The following is a 16,949-nucleotide window of genomic DNA, read 5'->3' on the forward strand; positions in this document are numbered from 1 at the left end:
ATATTATTTATACGCTTGATGTATATATTGTGCGTATTTCTTCTGATTTTGGTTATCTCCTGTTTTATAGAATTTTACGGCACCGTTGGCACGCATAAAAAAGTGATCTAGACTTACTACGTCTAATAAACCTCCCCTAAAAAAAGCATCTCTTACCGGCCCTTTCACTCCTGCGAAATAAAATTGAATATTGTGTTTATTGAAATAAATAATACGTTCTTTTAATATCTCTATTCCTGTACTATCTACTCTATTAATACTTTCTGCATCTAACACAATCAATTTTAATGCCTCCCCTTTTTCTTCTGCCATTTCGTCCAACTTATCTCGAAAATAGTTAGAGTTTGCATAAAATAACTGTGCATCAAAACGAAATACTAAGATTTCTTCGTCTAAAATAACTTCCTTAAACCTATTTTTATTACGATAAAAGTCTGAATTTGGTACTTTACCTAACTCAACTACATAGGGTCTAGAGGTTCTAAAAATTAAAACGATTAATGACAGCACTACTCCAATTAAAATTCCGTATTCAATTCCAAAGAAAATGGTAGCCAAAAAAGTAGCTAGGAGTAGCCAGAAATCTAAATTATTAGCTCTCCACAGCCTTCTAGCTTCCTTTAGATTTATTAAGTTAAAAACTGCGACTATAATTATTGCTGATAAAATAGTTTTTGGTAAATGATAAAAAACGGGAGTTAAAAAAAGTAAGGTAAACACTACTAAAATTGCTGAAACAATTGCTGAAATTCCTGTAGTACCTCCTGATTCCCCATTGATAGCAGAACGAGAAAAACTTGACGCTGACGGATACGATTGAAATAATGACCCTACCATATTACTTAACCCTAAGGCTACTAACTCTTGGTTTGGCCTTACTCTATACTCATCTTGTTTGGCTTCCAGCGTTTTTCCAATTGAAATCGTTTCTAAATACCCTACCATAACTAGTGTTGCGGCTATTGGCATTAATTCACGTATTAGAGCTACATCAATTACTGGCATTGAAAATTTTGGTAACCCTGAAGGAATATCTTTTACGATGGCTACATCGGAAAGTTGTGTTCCAAAAAAACGTATGGTTACTATTCCTAGTATAACAACAATTAAGGCATTTGGTATTTTTTTATTTACTTTCCTAAAAACTATAATAATAGCGCATGCTATTAAGCCAATAATTGTGGTGTTTGTTTTAAAATATTGAAGTCTGAAAAGAATATCTTCCAACAGTACATGAATTTGATCGCTCTGTACAAACTCTACTCCAAATAAGTTTCTAAATTGATTTAACCCAATAATTAAAGCTACTGCAGATGTAAATCCGGTTATTACAGGTCTTGATAAAAAATTAACAATGAATCCTAATCGGAAAATTCCCATTAAAAACTGAATGGTTCCTACAACTAATGCGAGGAGTATTGCTATAGCAATATAACTTTCAGAACCTGTTAACGCTAAGGTAGAAACTCCTGTTGCTACGATTAATGAATCCATAGCTACTGGTCCGATTGCTACCTGACGTGATGTTCCAAATATAGCATACATCAACTGAGGCATTAAAGCTGCATACAATCCATAAATAGGTGGTAATCCTGCAATCAATGCGTAGGCAATACCTTGTGGAATTAATACAATAGCGACGGTTACACCTGCAACTACATCACCTCTTAACTGCGATTTTTTATAGTTGGGTAACCATTCTAGTATCGGTATGAGTTTTTTTAGTAGTTCCATTCTATTTAAAAGAGCTCTCCTTGACTAGTTCCTTTAATTTTTCCCAAATGTTTATATGCCAAATCAGTTACTTCTCTTCCTCTTGGCGTACGCATAATAAACCCTTGTTGGATTAAAAAAGGTTCATATACTTCTTCAATTGTTTCTGCGTTTTCAGCTACTGCTGTCGCTAAGGTTGTTATTCCTACTGGACCTCCCTTAAACTTATCGATAATGGTAGATAAAATTTTATTGTCCATTTCATCTAAACCATGTGCGTCTACATTCAATGCTTTCAAGGCATATCTCGCTATTTCTATGGTAATGGTACCATCACCTTTAATTTGTGCAAAATCACGTACTCTACGTAATAATGCGTTAGCAATACGTGGAGTTCCTCTACTTCTACCAGCAATTTCTATTGCTGCTTCCATAGAAATAGGCATTTTTAAAATAAATGCACTTCGCTGTACGATGGTTGTTAATAATTCTGTTGAATAGTAATGTAAACGACTACTGATTCCAAAACGTGCTCGCATAGGAGCTGTAAGCAATCCTGAACGTGTAGTAGCTCCAATTAATGTAAACGGTTCTAAATTAATCTGAACTGTACGTGCATTGGGCCCTGATTCGATCATAATATCGATTTTATAATCTTCCATTGCTGAATACAAGTATTCTTCTACAATAGGACTTAATCGATGAATTTCATCTATAAACAGAACATCTCGTTCATCTAAATTGGTTAGTAGACCTGCTAAATCTCCAGGCTTGTCTAATACTGGTCCTGAGGTAACTTTAATCCCCACTCCTAATTCACTGGCTAAAATATGTGCTAAGGTGGTTTTTCCTAAACCAGGAGGTCCATGAAACAGGGTATGATCAAGTGCTTCATCTCGTTGATTGGCAGCCTCAACGAAAATTTTTAAATTATCAATTGCCTGCTCTTGACCAGTAAAATCTTCAAATGAAAGCGGACGTAGTTTCTTTTCTACATCTAACTCTTCACTTGAAAAATGAGTATTATCAGGGTTTAGGTTTTCATTCATATTATTGCAAATATACTTGAAATAAAATGTTTGTTTTGTAATATATGTTACTTAGCTCTTTTCTATGCTAAAATACATATTATAAAATCTTGTAATAACCATAGAAACTTAAAAAGCCTTCCAAATTGGAAGGCTTTTTAAGTTTGCATATTTTTATTTTAAGATGGTTCTTCGCCATCTAATAATGGTACATTTTGTGGTACGAAATCTTTTCCGTGTACATACTCACCATTTTCATCTGTTTTACTGTAATCGTAAGCCCATCTGTGAACTTCAGGAATTGCTCCTGGCCAGTTTCCGTGAATGTGTTCAACTGGAGTAGTCCACTCAAGTGTATTTGCATTCCATGGGTTTTGCGTTGCTTTTTGACCTCTGTACATAGAGATAAAGAAGTTTGCTATAAAGATTAACTGTGCAAAACCTCCAATAATAGCCATAATAGTCATAAACACGTTAATGTCAGCTAAATCATCAAACATTGGAAAGTTTGTATTTGTATAATAACGACGTGGTAAACCAGCTAACCCTATAAAGTGCATTGGGAAAAATACTCCGTAAGCACTTATTATTGTTAACCAAAAGTGCCAGTATCCTAATGTTTTATTCATCATTCTACCATACATTTTAGGGAACCAGTGATAAACACCAGCAAACATTCCTAATAATGCTGATACTCCCATTACTAAGTGGAAGTGTGCCACTACGAAATATGTATCGTGAACATTAATATCTAATGCCGAATCTCCTAATACTAATCCTGTTAAACCTCCTGTTACGAATGTAGAAACTAATCCGATAGAGAACATCATTGCAGGATTTAACTGTAGGTTACCTTTCCATAAGGTAGTTACATAGTTAAACGCTTTTACCGCTGATGGAATTGCAATTAATACTGTTGTAAAAGTAAATACTGAACCTAAGAATGGATTCATTCCAGATACGAACATGTGGTGACCCCATACAATTGTAGATAAGAATGCAATTGCCATGATAGAACCAACCATTGCGCGGTAACCAAAAATTGGTTTACGTGCGTTTGTTGAAATTACTTCTGAACTAATACCTAATGCTGGTAATAAAATAATATATACCTCTGGGTGACCTAAGAACCAAAATAAGTGTTCGAATAATACTGGCGACCCTCCTTGATAATGTAATACTTCACCAGAAATAAAGATATCTGATAAGTAGAAAGAAGTACCAAAACTTCTATCAAAGATTAATAATAATGCTGCTGATAATAATACCGGGAATGAAATTACACCAATAATTGCTGTAATAAAGAATGCCCACATTGTTAATGGCAATCTTGTCATTTTCAATCCTTTTGTACGTAAGTTTAAAACTGTTACGATATAGTTTAACGACCCGATTAATGATGATGCAATGAAAATTGCCATAGACACTAACCATAATGTCATACCTGTACCTGAACCTGGAATTGCTTGTGGTAATGCAGATAATGGAGGGTAAATTGTCCATCCTGCTGATGCTGGTCCTGCTTCTACGAATAATGAAATAATCATTATTACTGATGATAAGAAAAACAACCAATAAGATACCATGTTTAAGAATCCAGAAGCCATATCACGAGCTCCAATTTGTAACGGAATTAATAGGTTAGAGAATGTACCACTTAAACCTGCCGTTAATACAAAGAATACCATAATTGTACCGTGAATTGTAACTAACGCTAAGTACATATCTGGGTTCATAATTCCATCTGTTTGATGGTTTCCTAAGAATGCTTCAACAATTGAAAACGATGTATCTGGCCATGCAATTTGTAAACGAAATAACATAGACATGAAACCTCCTATGATACCCATAAATATACCTGTAACAAGGAACTGTTTCGAGATCATTTTATGATCTTGACTAAAAATGTATTTAGTTACAAATGTTTCTTTGTGATGATGATCTGACATAATCTATATCTTTATATACTTTTTAAAAATATCTTATTTAATTGCTTGAGCTAATGTTTTTTGTTCTGACAACCACTTGTTGTATTCTTCTTCTTCAACAACAGTAATTTTCATTTGCATATTGTAGTGAGATGCTCCACAAATTTTGTTACACAATAATAAGTAATCAAACTCGTATGGATCTTCTCCATTAGCTTTTCTAATTTTGTTAATTCCCTCTGTTTTTGCAATTACCTCAGAATTCTGGCGCATTTCAGCTGTAGTATACTTTGGCGTGAATGCGAATTGAGTAACCATACCTGGAACACAGTTCATTTGCGCTCTAAAGTGAGGCATATAAGCGGAGTGTAATACATCTTGCGAACGGAATTTAAATAACACTTTCTTACCTTTAGGTAAGTATAATTCTGTTACTTGTTTATCATCCTGTGCACTTGGATCAGACATATCAACACCCATTGTGTTAATACCTTTGATAAAGTTTACATTACCTAAACCTAATTGGTTGTCTTCACCTGCATAACGTGCATCCCAACGGAACTGTTGAGAGTATACTTCAATTACAATAGGGTTTTCATCGTCTCCAACATACATAATGTTGTTCCAAGCCCATAAACCATATCCAATTAATAATACAATTGTTACTGCTGGAATAGTTGTCCAAATTAATTCTAACTTGTGACTATCTGCATAAAATAATGCCTTGTTGTTTTTATTCCCTCTATACTTATATGTAAAGAAGAAAATTAAGAACTGCATTCCAAACTGAACGATTCCAATCAACCAAAAAGTAATATTGAAAAGGTTGTCATCATGCTCTCCTTCGATAGAAGCAGCTTCTGGTAACATGATTACGTTCATGGCAATTAAGCAGTAAATCATCATTGCATATAGGAAAGCCAGAAATCCTAGAGCATATTTACCTTGTTTTTCGTTGTCTTCATCTGTAGCAATTATACCACGGAAATTCATTATACGAGTAATTTGCCAAAAACTTACTCCAATTGCAACTGCTATGAAAATATAAAATAAAGCGAGCATATTATCTAAACTATTTGTTTATTAATTCTTTTTATTAATGATGATTACTATCTTCTCCTCTGTGTTCGATATTATAGTAATGATATGTTTCACTCTCGTGTAAATATGGGTTACCTTTTGGTACTGGGTTTGCCTTAGCAAATGCACTGAAAGTAGCGAAAATGAATAACCCTACAAAGAATAACAATCCACTAACTTCACCTATCCCGAATCCCCATTGACCTCCAACTGTTCCAGGCATAACCATTACAAATAAATCTATATAGTGACCTGCTAAAATTACAACACCTCCTAGTATAACAAACCAAGGCATGCTCTTAAAATCACTGTTAATTAATAATAGTATTGGAAAAACGAAGTTCATAACTACCATCGCTAAAAATGGTACTTTATATTCATTAAAACGTAATAAGAAGTATGTAGTTTCTTCTGGCATATCAGCATACCATATTAACATAAACTGAGCAAACCATAAGTAGGTCCAGAATACTGAGAAACCAAACATAAACTTAGCTAAATCATGGATATGACTATCATTTACTAATGGTAATACACCTTTTGAACGTAAGTAAATAGTTACCATAGCTATTACTGTTAAAGCAGATACTAAGAAAGTAGCTAATACATACCATCCAAATAATGTTGAGAACCAGTGTGGATCTATTGTCATAATCCAATCCCAAGAAGCCATACTTTCAGTAATCATAAAGAAGAATAAGAAAATTACAGAAATATTATAGTTCTTCTTATGTAATTTTAAATCTCCATTGTCTTGTTTAATAGAATTTCTTCTAATAATAAAAGTATAAGCATTCCATACTACTAGATAGAAAATACTTCTCATTAACCAACCTGGTGTATTTAAATACCATTTCTTACCATCTACAATAGCATCGTAATTTGGACTTGTAGGGTCTACAACTCCTTCTCCCATCCACGTAAATAAATGGTTCATGTGCATTGCCGTTACTATTAAGAATACTAACATTAGTATACTAACATAGTGTAAGTTTGAAGTGATAGCTTCCATAACTCTAAATAACACAACAGACCATCCAGACTGTGCTACTCTTTGAGAAGCATAAAATGCTAATACTAATAATGTGATTCCTAAAGAAAATAATAAAGCAACATACAAAGCAGACCAAGGTCTGTTTTGCATTTGGTGTAAAGCATGTTCTGCATGAGCATCTCCGTGATCTTCACCATGAGCTTCTGCTACTTCAGTATGTGCTTCAGTTGTTGTTTCATTTGCTTCATCAGCTGTAGCTTCTTCATGAGTATCTTCGGCTACGTGTACAGCTGAACTGTCTTGTGCTTGTGTATTTTCTGTAACTTCATCTGAGTGCTCTTGCTCACTATTGTGTGCTACTTCTTCAGTATGTGTCGCAATACTATCTGCAACATGTTCTTCTGTTGTTACCTCTTCTTCATGCTTTTCAACTTTAGCTTCTTCTGCGTGTTCCTCTTCAGCATGATCTGCTTTCGCATCATGACCTCCATGGTGTGCATCTTGTTTTGCTAAAATTTCTTTTGCTTCTTCTAATGTTTTAGGAGCTGATAAGAAACTATAACCTGTTCCTAAAAGTCCTACAGCCATTAAAACAATAGCAAGCATTTTTAATTTTCCTGAAAACTGGTACATATCTTAACTATCTATTATAGACTTATTTTAATTCGCTTCTTAATTTTTCTACGTATTGTACAACTTGCCAACGCTCATCGTATCTTAACTGTGACGCATGAGACCCCATTAAATTTTTACCATACATAATTACATGATAAATGTTACCTGGAGTTAATTCTCTATCTGCGTAATTTGGAATACCATTGAATTTATCTCTTTGAGATAATACTCCGTTTCCATCTCCTTTTGTACCATGACAAGACGCACAGTATATACCGTATAACTCTTTACCTTTTTCTAAGTTTGCTTCAGTTGTAGGTAACGGGTTTTTTAATTCAGCTTTTGCTTTTTCATATCCTTCATTAGTATCTGGAATATCATAAGCTACGACCCCGTTTCTACTTACAGTACCTGCTACTGGTAATTTATTTACCATTTCTTTATTTAACCCCTCAGCTCCATTTACATCATAAGGTACAGATACGTACATATCTGGCATAAATTGTACTTGTGGTTTTCGTTTATCGTTACAAGAACTTAAGCTTGTTGCTGCTACAGCTAAAGCGATAATTATTTTTAAATTCTTCATATCTCTTTATTAGTGCGTTTCTACTACGTTAATTTCTACAGCTCCTGTTGTTTCTAACAATGACACTAACTCTTCCTCACTCCCTTTAACAGGAATTTCCATTAAAAAGTGATCATCTGTAGTTCTTGGATCAGGATTTTCAGCTTCTTTGAATGGCCAAATCTTACTTCTCAAGTAAAAAGTAATTACCATTAAGTGTGCTGCAAAAAACACTGTTAATTCGAATAATATTGGTACGAAAGCTGGCATGTTCGCTGCCCAAGAAAAGTTTGGTTTTCCACCAATATCTTGAGGCCAATCAGCAATCATAGTATACCATGTTAACCAAACTGCTACTGATAAACCTGTAATACCGTATAAAAAAGCAGTAATCGCTAAACGTGTTGGTGCTAAGCCCATTGCTTTGTCTAATCCGTGTACTGGAAATGGACAAAATACTTCTTCAATGTGATGATTCTCTGCTTTAACTTTCTTAACGGCATCCATTAAGATATCATCATCATTATATAATGCGTGAATTACTTTATTAGTGCTCATTGTTCTCTTCTCTTGATTTTTTAAAATTCTCACCTGATGATTTCAAAATAGTCTTAATCTCCGCCGTAGGAATTACTGGGAATGTTCTTGCATATAATAAGAATAATACAAAGAAGAATCCTATAGTTCCTACAAAGATACCTACGTCTACAAACGTTGGCTCAAAACGCCACCATGTAGATGGTAACTGTCCTTTACTTAATACAATTGCGATGATATCAAAACGCTCAAACCACATACCTATATTAATTACAATAGAGATAATAAAAGACCAAATAAAGCTTCTTCTGATTTTTTTGAACCATAATAATTGTGGAGTGAAAATATTACAGATTAATAATGACCAAAATGCCCATCCATAAGCTCCTGCTTCTGCTCCAAATGATAAGTATGTATAATTTTCATAAGGAGACCCTGTATACCATGCAATAAAGAATTCTGTTGCATAAGCTACTGCTACAATACCTCCTGTTAAGATAATTACGATGTTCATATATTCAACGTGTAAACGTGTAATATATGCTTCCATATTCGTAACCTTACGCATAATACCTAATAAGGTTTGTACCATTGCGAATCCTGAGAAAATCGCTCCTGCTACGAAATAAGGAGGGAAGATTGTTGAGTGCCATCCTGGGTTGATAGAAGTAGCAAAGTCCATCGATACAATTGTGTGTACAGAAAGTACTAATGGTGTTGCTAAACCTGCTAATACTAATGATACTTCTTCAAAACGTTGCCAATCTTTTGCTCTACCTGACCATCCAAAAGATAATAAAGCATAAATTTTCTTTTGAAAAGGTTTTACAGCTCTATCACGAATCGTTGCAAAATCAGGCAATAAACCAGTCCACCAGAAAACTAATGATACCGATAAATACGTAGAAATTGCGAATACATCCCATAATAATGGAGAGTTAAAGTTTACCCATAATGATCCGAATTGGTTAGGAATTGGTAATACCCAGTATCCATTCCATGGACGTCCCATGTGGATGATTGGGAACAATCCTGCTTGAAATACCGCAAAAATTGTCATCGCTTCTGCAGAACGGTTAATTGCCATTCTCCATTTTTGACGGAATAATAAAAGTACTGCAGAAATAAGTGTTCCTGCGTGACCAATACCTACCCACCATACGAAGTTGGTAATATCCCATGCCCAACCGATGTTTTTATTTAATCCCCAAACACCGATTCCTGTTCCTACGGTGTAAAAGATACATCCAAATCCCCATAACATTGCTGCTAAAGAGATATAGAATGCTATATACCAATTTTTGTTTGCTTTCCCTTCAATAGGTCTAGCAATATCTTCAGTAATATCATGATAACTCTTGTTACCAAGTATTAAAGGTTCTCTATAAGATGATTCGTAATGAGACGACATAAATCTATATACTTATTAATTTTACTATTAGGCTTCGTTTGTATTTCTTACTTTCACTTGATACACTACGTTTGGTTTTGTACCAATATAATCTAACACGTGGAAAGCTCTTCTATCTTCTTTTAATGCTGCAACTGTATCTTCTGAGTTGTTTATATCTCCAAACACCATTGCTCCAGTAGAACAAGCAGATGAACATGCTGTTTCAAACTCATCTTTCTTAATAGCTCTACCTTCTTTCTTAGCCTTTAAGATAGTAGCTTGCGTCATTTGGATACACATAGAACATTTTTCCATAACTCCACGAGAACGAACTACTACGTCTGGGTTTAACACCATTTTTCCGTACTCGTTATTCATGTTAAAATCAAACTCGTTGTTCTCAGCATAGTTAAACCAATTAAAACGACGAACTCTATATGGACAGTTGTTTGCACAGTAACGAGTACCTACACAACGGTTATACGCCATTTGATTTTGACCTTGACGACCGTGTGATGTTGCTGCTACCGGACATACTGTTTCACATGGTGCGTGATTACAGTGCTGACACATCATAGGTTGGAAAGCAACCTGTGGGTTTTCAGCTGGATTTTCTAAAGCATCAAATAAATCTCCTTTACTTAACTCTAATACTTTTTCAGTATAACGTCTTTCAACTTCTTGATTCGCTATGTTTGGATTTTGAGCTTTGAACTCTTCCAATGTCATTTTAGCTTCGTGTTGCTTATCTACAACGGTAGAAGAATAATAACGATCAATACGTAACCAAGCCATATCTCTACCAACTCTCACTTCATCTTTACCAACAACAGGAACGTTGTTTTCAGCGTGACATGCAATAACACATGCTCCACAACCTGTACAAGATGTTAAATCGATAGATAAGTTAAAATGGTGTCCTAAAGTTCTATCATGTTCATCCCATAAGTCGATTTTACTTCCTTCAACTTCTTGATGATCATAAGAAACCATAAATGGTTTATTCCAAGTATGCTTAGGATCTAATTTTTTATTATTTACTTCTTTTAATGAAGCTTCTCTTAAGATATCGTGACGACCAGCTAAAGTACTTTGTACTTGCATACAAGCAAACTTGTGCCATCCTGAAGCTTTTTCAATAGAAACATTGTATTGAACATTGTTTCCGTTTTGGTAGAAAGGATATGCATTAATACCTACTTGCATTTCTGACTTTAACCCTTGAGTTCTACCGTAACCTAATGCTAAACCAACTGATCCTTTTGCTTGACCTGGTTGTATAATCACTGGAATCTTGTTAACTGTAACTCCATTAACCGTTACATTAGCATAGTTACCATCAATAGCACCGTTATCTTTCACTGGATTTTCAAAACCTAATTCTTTAGCATCAGCCATAGAAACAGTTAAGTAGTTATCCCAAGAAGCACGTGTAATTGGATCTGGTAACTCTTGTAACCATGGGTTGTTGGCTTGTTTACCGTCTCCTAACGCTGTTGATGAATATAGATTTAATTCGAATCCTGAAGCATTATTAGCGTCTCTTACTAATTGTACTGCTGCTGCATTTACATCTACTGTTGATTCAAAAGCTATTTCTTCTTCTGTAGCAATGTTTTCAGCTTTAAAGAATCCATCATGTAATGCTTGATTCCATGAAGCTCCTCCTAATACATTTGTGCTCCAAAATTCTTTTAAAGTATCGTAATAGTTTACTGAACTTCCTGACCATTTTAACAACACATCTTGTACTTGACGTGTATTAAATAATGGTTGAATGGTAGGTTGCATTAAACTATAAACACCTTGTTTTGCCATAACATCTCCCCAACTTTCTAAGTTATGAGGTGCTGGCAATGTATATTGTGTAGCATTAGCTGTAGCGTCATCTTGAGTAGATAATGCAACAGATAATTTTAAGTTCTTAATTCCTTCTGCTAAATCAGCTGCATTTGCTAATGCATATAAAGGGTTTACGTTGTAAGTAATTAAACCTTTTACTTTACCTCCTTTAACATCTGCTACTAATTGAGCTACTTGAGTATCGTTACCTTGACGTCTTAAGTTCAAAGTCTCTGTATCGATTACCTCACTATTTAATGCTTTATTAATTGCTAGTGCTATTAATTGTGCATTTTTATCATTTAAACCAGTAACCACAACTCCTTTTGAACCTGCTTTTTTAAGGTCTTTAGCTAATTGCTTAACCTCAGCATCAAAAGCTGTTGTTTTTGAAGGAAGGCTATTTCCTGTTACTTGGTTGTATAAGTTTATTAAAGCGTAAACTTGTTCAGATGGCTTAGCAACAATTCTTTTATCAGCATTTGCTCCTGCTAAAGACATGTTAGCTTCTATTTGAACATGATAAGACATTTTACCTGTCTTTACTCTACGACCTTCTACATAAGATTTCTCATATCCTCCTTGCCAATCTCCTAAGAAATCTGCTCCAATAGATGCAATAACCTCTGCTTTAGTAAAATCGTAATCTGGTAAAGCTCTTTTACCGTACATAGCTTCAAAAGCATCAGCAGCTGCACTTTCTGAAATTGCATCGTAAACTACATGCTTAACATTTGGATAAGCAGTGATAAAATCAGCAATTACTTTTTCAGTAGAAGGGCTTGCTAAAGTACCGGTTAAAAACACTACTGGTTCGTTAGCATCTTTTAACTCATTTAATTTAGCAATGATTTCTTTATCTGCATCTGCCCAAGAAATTTGAGTTTTCCCTTTTCTAGGTTCTTTTAAACGTAATTTCTCATCGTATAATGATAAAACTGACGCTTGGGTACGTGCGCTAGTTTCTCCCCATGCCTCTTTGTTTGGCATAATTTGAATTGGACGTCCTTCGCGTGTTTTTACTAATACGTTTGCAAAATCAAAACCATCTGCAATAGTAGTTGCGTACCAATCAGCAACACCTGCTACGATATCATTTGGTTGCACTACATAAGGAATTGATTTTCTTACTGGACCTTCACAAGCTGCCAAAGAAGCTGCTGCAGTGGTAAATCCAACATATTTCAAGAAATCTCTACGTGATGTTGATGATGTTTCTAAGGTTTCTTTGTCGCCTAAAAATTCATCTGTAGGAATATCTTGTACAAACTCATTATTACGTAGCGTTTCAACAACAGAACTACCTTTTAGTTCTTCAACACTTTGCCAGTATTTTTTGTTTGAAGCCATTTATATATGTGTTTTTCTACTTTCTAATTTGATTAATAGTGGCACTTACCACACTCTTTTCCTCCTAATTGCGCAATAGTTACTTGCTCAACACCGTACTTTTCTGCCAATTCTTTATGAATTTTAGCATAGTACTCATTACCTTTTAAGTCAACCTTAGTCGCCTTGTGACAATCAATACACCAACCCATTGTTAATGGAGAGTACTGATACACTTCTTCCATCTCCTCCACAGGCCCGTGACATTTTTGACAAGCTACACCTCCAACCGTTACGTGTTGTGAGTGGTTAAAATATGCAAAATCTGGCAAATTATGAACTCTAACCCATTTAACTGGCTTAGTATTACCTGTATACTCTAATTTATCTGCATCCCAACCTGCCGCTTCATAAATCTTAGCGATTTCTTTATCTAAATCCGCTTTTACTAATGTATGATCATCCATTACCACTTTAGTATCATCAGCAACTTCCGAAATATTCTTATGACAGTTCATACAAACACTTACTGAAGGAATTCCAGATGTTTTACTATGTTTAGCAGATGAGTGACAATATTGACAATCTATCTTATTGTCTCCTGCGTGAATTTTATGTGAAAATGCAATTGGCTGAATTGGCTGATAACCTTCATCAACACCTATTTTAAACAACGTACCAAATAAAAAGTAAGCTGCTATTAAAGCTCCGAAAATTACTGTTAATACTTTTAAAAATGTATTTTGCTTAATTCCTTCCCACAGCTCAGCAGTTTGCCCCATTAAACCTGGGGTTTTTGGAGCTCCTTTTAATTCACTAATAGTTTTTAATAAACTACCAATAATTAAAAAAGCTACAACAATTGCTGCTGCTAAAATATACAACAACCACTTTGGTGCCTGATCTCCCTGGGTTTCACCTGTAACCTCAGCTCCAGCAACTGCAGCTTTCTTTACCTCACCAACAGTTGTATAATAAAGAATATCATCAATGTTTTGATCTGTTAACTGCGGAAATGCAGTCATGTTAGAACCATTATACTCCTCAAAGATGGCTATTGCATCTTTATCTCCAGAAGCTCTAAGTTCAGCATTGTTTTTAATCCAAGCTTTCAACCATTCGTTAGTTCTTTTTTCTTCAATCCCAGCTAAAGCAGGACCTACAAGTTTTTTATCTAACTTGTGACACGAAGCACAAAGAGACTTAAATAATTTCTTCCCTTCTTTTTGACGCGCTTCGTCAATATCTTGTGAAAACGCCGAAAAACTTACTAAGAAAACTAAAAAGAAAGCTAAACTCCTTACTAGAGTTTTGGTTAATCTACTGTGATGATTCACACTTTTCATACTATAAAATATAAGTTTTGTATCTATTTTGGTACAATTTTTTCTGTTACATCATTTTAAAAATAAGTACACAGAAAGTTGCACAAAAGTACTACTTCTGTCTAAATTGTGAAATGTTAAGAGAATCCTAATCTGTAATTTATACTAATTCTAAATAAACCACGTTAACAATGTATTAACTGACAAGTCATTACTTTTGTAAAAAGATTCAAAAAAATGAAAAAACACAGCATATTAATTACTTTTTTACTTATTATTTCTGGTAGCATTCTTAATGTTAAAGCCCAAGGTAAACACACTGAAAATAAAGACATTATTTCCTTAATAGAAAAAAAACGAGCTTATAATAAGCAAAATGGAAGTGGGTATAGAATCCAATTATACAACGGATTAGAAAGACGCGCAAGAATCTTACGTAATAGATTTCGAATTGAATATCCTGATGTTTACACAAAGTTAACCTACAAAGCTCCTGAATGGAAAATACAAGTAGGAAATTATAAGACACGCTTGCATGCCGATAGAGCCCTGAATGAGATTCGTGAAAAGTTTTCTGGTGCCATTGTAGTACCTATGTAATTAAACATAATTTTTACAACATAAAAAAGAGTAATCGAACAAACGATTACTCTTTTTTATTTACTGGCTAATTAATTATTAATAAGCTCTTTTATCACTTCCTTCGTAAAAGTTTATGAATGCTTGATTCACCACTCTGTGACCTCCATCTGTAGGATAATCTCCTGTAAAATACCAATCTCCTAAATTATCTGGACATGCTTTATGCAAACCACTTACTGGTTGGAAAATCACTTCTACTTCAGCTTTAATTTCGGCTGTTTTTAGCATCTGAGCAATCTTTGCTGAAACTTGTTCATCTGTAAAAGGTGCATAAATTTCTTTTACATAGTTTACAACATCTTTGTCTTCGCTATTTTCTTGCTTTTTACATTTTTGATACACTTCATCAATAATATGATATTGATCTGTCTCTTTCAATAATTCTAAAGCTGCTTTAAACGCTATAAAGTCGTTTATCTTAGCCATATCAATACCATAACAATCTGGATAGCGTATTTGAGGTGCCGAAGAAACCACTACTATTTTCTTAGGGTTTAATCGGTCTAAAATCTTAATAATACTTTTCTTTAAGGTAGTACCTCTTACAATACTATCATCAATAATAACCAAATTATCTGTTGGCTTTACCACCCCGTAAGTAACATCGTAAACATGCGCTACTAAATCGTCACGACTACTATCATCAGTAATAAACGTACGTAACTTAGCATCTTTTATAGCTATTTTTTCGAAACGTGGTCTTTTTGAAAGAATTTCAATAACTCTTTCTTTTGAAAGCTTTCCTTCACCTGCTAAAATCGCATCTGTCTTTTGTTGATTTAACACATCTTCAGCAGCTTCCATCATTCCAAAAAATGATGTTTCCGCAGTATTAGGTATGTAAGAAAACACAGAATTTTCTATATCACTATCAATAGATTTTAAAACTTCAGGAAAAACATACTTTCCTAAATTTTTACGCTCCTCATAAATTGATGCATCGCTTCCTCTCGAAAAATAAATACGTTCAAAAGAACATGCTTTTTTAGGCTTCTCTTTTAAAACAGGAGCCATTGTTGTTTGACCATTTTTCTTAATAATCAACGCATGACCTCTATCTATTTCCTTAATTGTATCAATCGGAACATTAAATACTGTTTGAATTACAGGACGTTCCGAAGCCACCACCACTACTTCTTCATCTTCGTAAAAAAATGCTGGACGAATCGCCGAAGGATCTCGTAACACAAACGCATCACCATGACCCAATAATCCTGCCATCGCATAACCACCGTCCCAGTTTTTAGCAGATCGCTGTAAAATACGTTGAATATCTAAATGTTCTTCAATAAAAGGAGATGCATCTTTTTTACTAAAACCAGCATCTTTTGCTTTTAAGTATAAATCTGACACTTCAGATTCTAAAAAATGACCTATTTTTTCCATCACAGTTACCGTATCAGTAAACTCTTTTGGGTGTTGTCCTAAATCAATTAAATCATTTAATAATTGTTTAGAATTTGTCATATTAAAATTCCCTGCAACAATTAAACTTTGATGTTTCCAGTTGCTTTGACGTAAAAAAGGGTGAACACTCTCTATAGAGTTTTTACCGAATGTACCATAACGAACATGCCCTAAAAACAGGTTTCCTATATAAGGTACGTTTTCTTCTTGCCATTTTACATCATCAACCTTATCTGGGTTCTCTTCAAAAACTCCATTGATTCTATGGTTGATTTTTCCGAAAATATCTTGTATTGGTTGTGATTGGTTGGAACGTATTCTACTTATGTATCTTGTTCCAGGCTCTACATTAAATTTTATACTTGCTAATCCAGCACCATCTTGTCCTCTATTGTGCTGTTTCTCCATTAACAGGTACATTTTATTTACACCATAAAACGCGGTACCATATTTATCTTTATAGTACTGTAATGGTTTCTTTAAGCGAACCATTGCAATTCCGCATTCGTGTTTAATAGCGTCACTCATTTAATTTCAAGTATTTAGTT

12 protein-coding genes are annotated in these 16,949 nt (G+C 34.3%); 1 reads left to right on the forward strand and 11 read right to left on the reverse strand.

All coding sequences use genetic code 11. The annotated features are described in order from the left end of the window. Positions 1–3 precede the first annotated feature (3 nt). From Q4517_RS01745 to Q4517_RS01790, 10 genes are all read right to left on the reverse strand, one after another. Positions 4–1,734: a SulP family inorganic anion transporter gene (locus Q4517_RS01745; RefSeq protein WP_303505559.1), complete on the reverse strand. Its 1,731-nt coding sequence runs from the start codon at positions 1,732–1,734 to the stop codon at positions 4–6. 5 nt (positions 1,735–1,739) lie between these two features. Beyond that, positions 1,740–2,762, reverse strand: coding sequence for a Holliday junction branch migration DNA helicase RuvB (ruvB, locus tag Q4517_RS01750; RefSeq protein ID WP_303505561.1), 1,023 nt, complete (start codon positions 2,760–2,762; stop codon positions 1,740–1,742). A 158-nt stretch (positions 2,763–2,920) separates the two neighbouring features. Next, positions 2,921–4,690, reverse strand: coding sequence for a cbb3-type cytochrome c oxidase subunit I (locus Q4517_RS01755; protein WP_303505564.1), 1,770 nt, complete (start codon positions 4,688–4,690; stop codon positions 2,921–2,923). A 33-nt stretch (positions 4,691–4,723) separates the two neighbouring features. Then, entirely contained in the window at positions 4,724–5,731 is a 1,008-nt protein-coding gene (locus Q4517_RS01760) for a cytochrome c oxidase subunit II (protein ID WP_303505566.1), read from the reverse strand. 34 nt (positions 5,732–5,765) lie between these two features. Beyond that, complete coding sequence (locus Q4517_RS01765) at positions 5,766–7,376, reverse strand: quinol:cytochrome C oxidoreductase (protein WP_303505568.1); 1,611 nt, start codon at positions 7,374–7,376, stop codon at positions 5,766–5,768. 22 nt (positions 7,377–7,398) lie between these two features. Continuing rightward, a complete protein-coding gene (locus tag Q4517_RS01770) occupies positions 7,399–7,947 on the reverse strand; it encodes a cytochrome c (protein WP_303505578.1) in 549 nt (182 codons plus the stop codon). A gap of 9 nt (positions 7,948–7,956) precedes the next feature. Beyond that, positions 7,957–8,484: a DUF3341 domain-containing protein gene (locus Q4517_RS01775; protein ID WP_115899347.1), complete on the reverse strand. Its 528-nt coding sequence runs from the start codon at positions 8,482–8,484 to the stop codon at positions 7,957–7,959. Next, positions 8,474–9,874: an NrfD/PsrC family molybdoenzyme membrane anchor subunit gene (nrfD, locus tag Q4517_RS01780; RefSeq protein ID WP_303505579.1), complete on the reverse strand. Its 1,401-nt coding sequence runs from the start codon at positions 9,872–9,874 to the stop codon at positions 8,474–8,476. Before nrfD ends, Q4517_RS01775 begins: the two co-directional genes overlap by 11 nt. A gap of 27 nt (positions 9,875–9,901) precedes the next feature. Beyond that, positions 9,902–13,048: a TAT-variant-translocated molybdopterin oxidoreductase gene (locus Q4517_RS01785; protein WP_303505580.1), complete on the reverse strand. Its 3,147-nt coding sequence runs from the start codon at positions 13,046–13,048 to the stop codon at positions 9,902–9,904. 32 nt (positions 13,049–13,080) lie between these two features. After that, positions 13,081–14,373, reverse strand: coding sequence for a c-type cytochrome (locus Q4517_RS01790; RefSeq protein ID WP_303505581.1), 1,293 nt, complete (start codon positions 14,371–14,373; stop codon positions 13,081–13,083). A gap of 216 nt (positions 14,374–14,589) precedes the next feature. Here Q4517_RS01790 and Q4517_RS01795 point away from each other — a divergent pair, with 216 nt between their 5' ends. After that, complete coding sequence (locus Q4517_RS01795) at positions 14,590–14,952, forward strand: SPOR domain-containing protein (protein ID WP_303505582.1); 363 nt, start codon at positions 14,590–14,592, stop codon at positions 14,950–14,952. A 78-nt stretch (positions 14,953–15,030) separates the two neighbouring features. Here Q4517_RS01795 and Q4517_RS01800 read toward each other — a convergent pair whose 3' ends face one another. Beyond that, complete coding sequence (locus Q4517_RS01800; protein ID WP_303505583.1) at positions 15,031–16,929, reverse strand: amidophosphoribosyltransferase; 1,899 nt, start codon at positions 16,927–16,929, stop codon at positions 15,031–15,033. Positions 16,930–16,949 lie beyond the last annotated feature (20 nt).

Source organism: Tenacibaculum sp. 1_MG-2023 (assembly GCF_030547425.1).
GTDB lineage: Bacteria > Bacteroidota > Bacteroidia > Flavobacteriales > Flavobacteriaceae > Polaribacter.

Excerpts from the sequence above, each read along its gene's own strand:
- nrfD (WP_303505579.1), bottom strand. The coding sequence starts at position 9,874 with ATGTCGTCTCATTACGAATCATCTTATAGAGAACCTTTAATACTTGGT.
- Q4517_RS01790 (WP_303505581.1), bottom strand. The coding sequence starts at position 14,373 with ATGAAAAGTGTGAATCATCACAGTAGATTAACCAAAACTCTAGTAAGG.
- Q4517_RS01745 (WP_303505559.1), bottom strand. The coding sequence starts at position 1,734 with ATGGAACTACTAAAAAAACTCATACCGATACTAGAATGGTTACCCAAC.
- Q4517_RS01755 (WP_303505564.1), bottom strand. The coding sequence starts at position 4,690 with ATGTCAGATCATCATCACAAAGAAACATTTGTAACTAAATACATTTTT.
- Q4517_RS01770 (WP_303505578.1), bottom strand. The coding sequence starts at position 7,947 with ATGAAGAATTTAAAAATAATTATCGCTTTAGCTGTAGCAGCAACAAGC.
- Q4517_RS01765 (WP_303505568.1), bottom strand. The coding sequence starts at position 7,376 with ATGTACCAGTTTTCAGGAAAATTAAAAATGCTTGCTATTGTTTTAATG.
- Q4517_RS01775 (WP_115899347.1), bottom strand. The coding sequence starts at position 8,484 with ATGAGCACTAATAAAGTAATTCACGCATTATATAATGATGATGATATC.
- Q4517_RS01800 (WP_303505583.1), bottom strand. The coding sequence starts at position 16,929 with ATGAGTGACGCTATTAAACACGAATGCGGAATTGCAATGGTTCGCTTA.
- Q4517_RS01785 (WP_303505580.1), bottom strand. The coding sequence starts at position 13,048 with ATGGCTTCAAACAAAAAATACTGGCAAAGTGTTGAAGAACTAAAAGGT.
- Q4517_RS01760 (WP_303505566.1), bottom strand. The coding sequence starts at position 5,731 with ATGCTCGCTTTATTTTATATTTTCATAGCAGTTGCAATTGGAGTAAGT.
- Q4517_RS01795 (WP_303505582.1), top strand. The coding sequence starts at position 14,590 with ATGAAAAAACACAGCATATTAATTACTTTTTTACTTATTATTTCTGGT.
- ruvB (WP_303505561.1), bottom strand. The coding sequence starts at position 2,762 with ATGAATGAAAACCTAAACCCTGATAATACTCATTTTTCAAGTGAAGAG.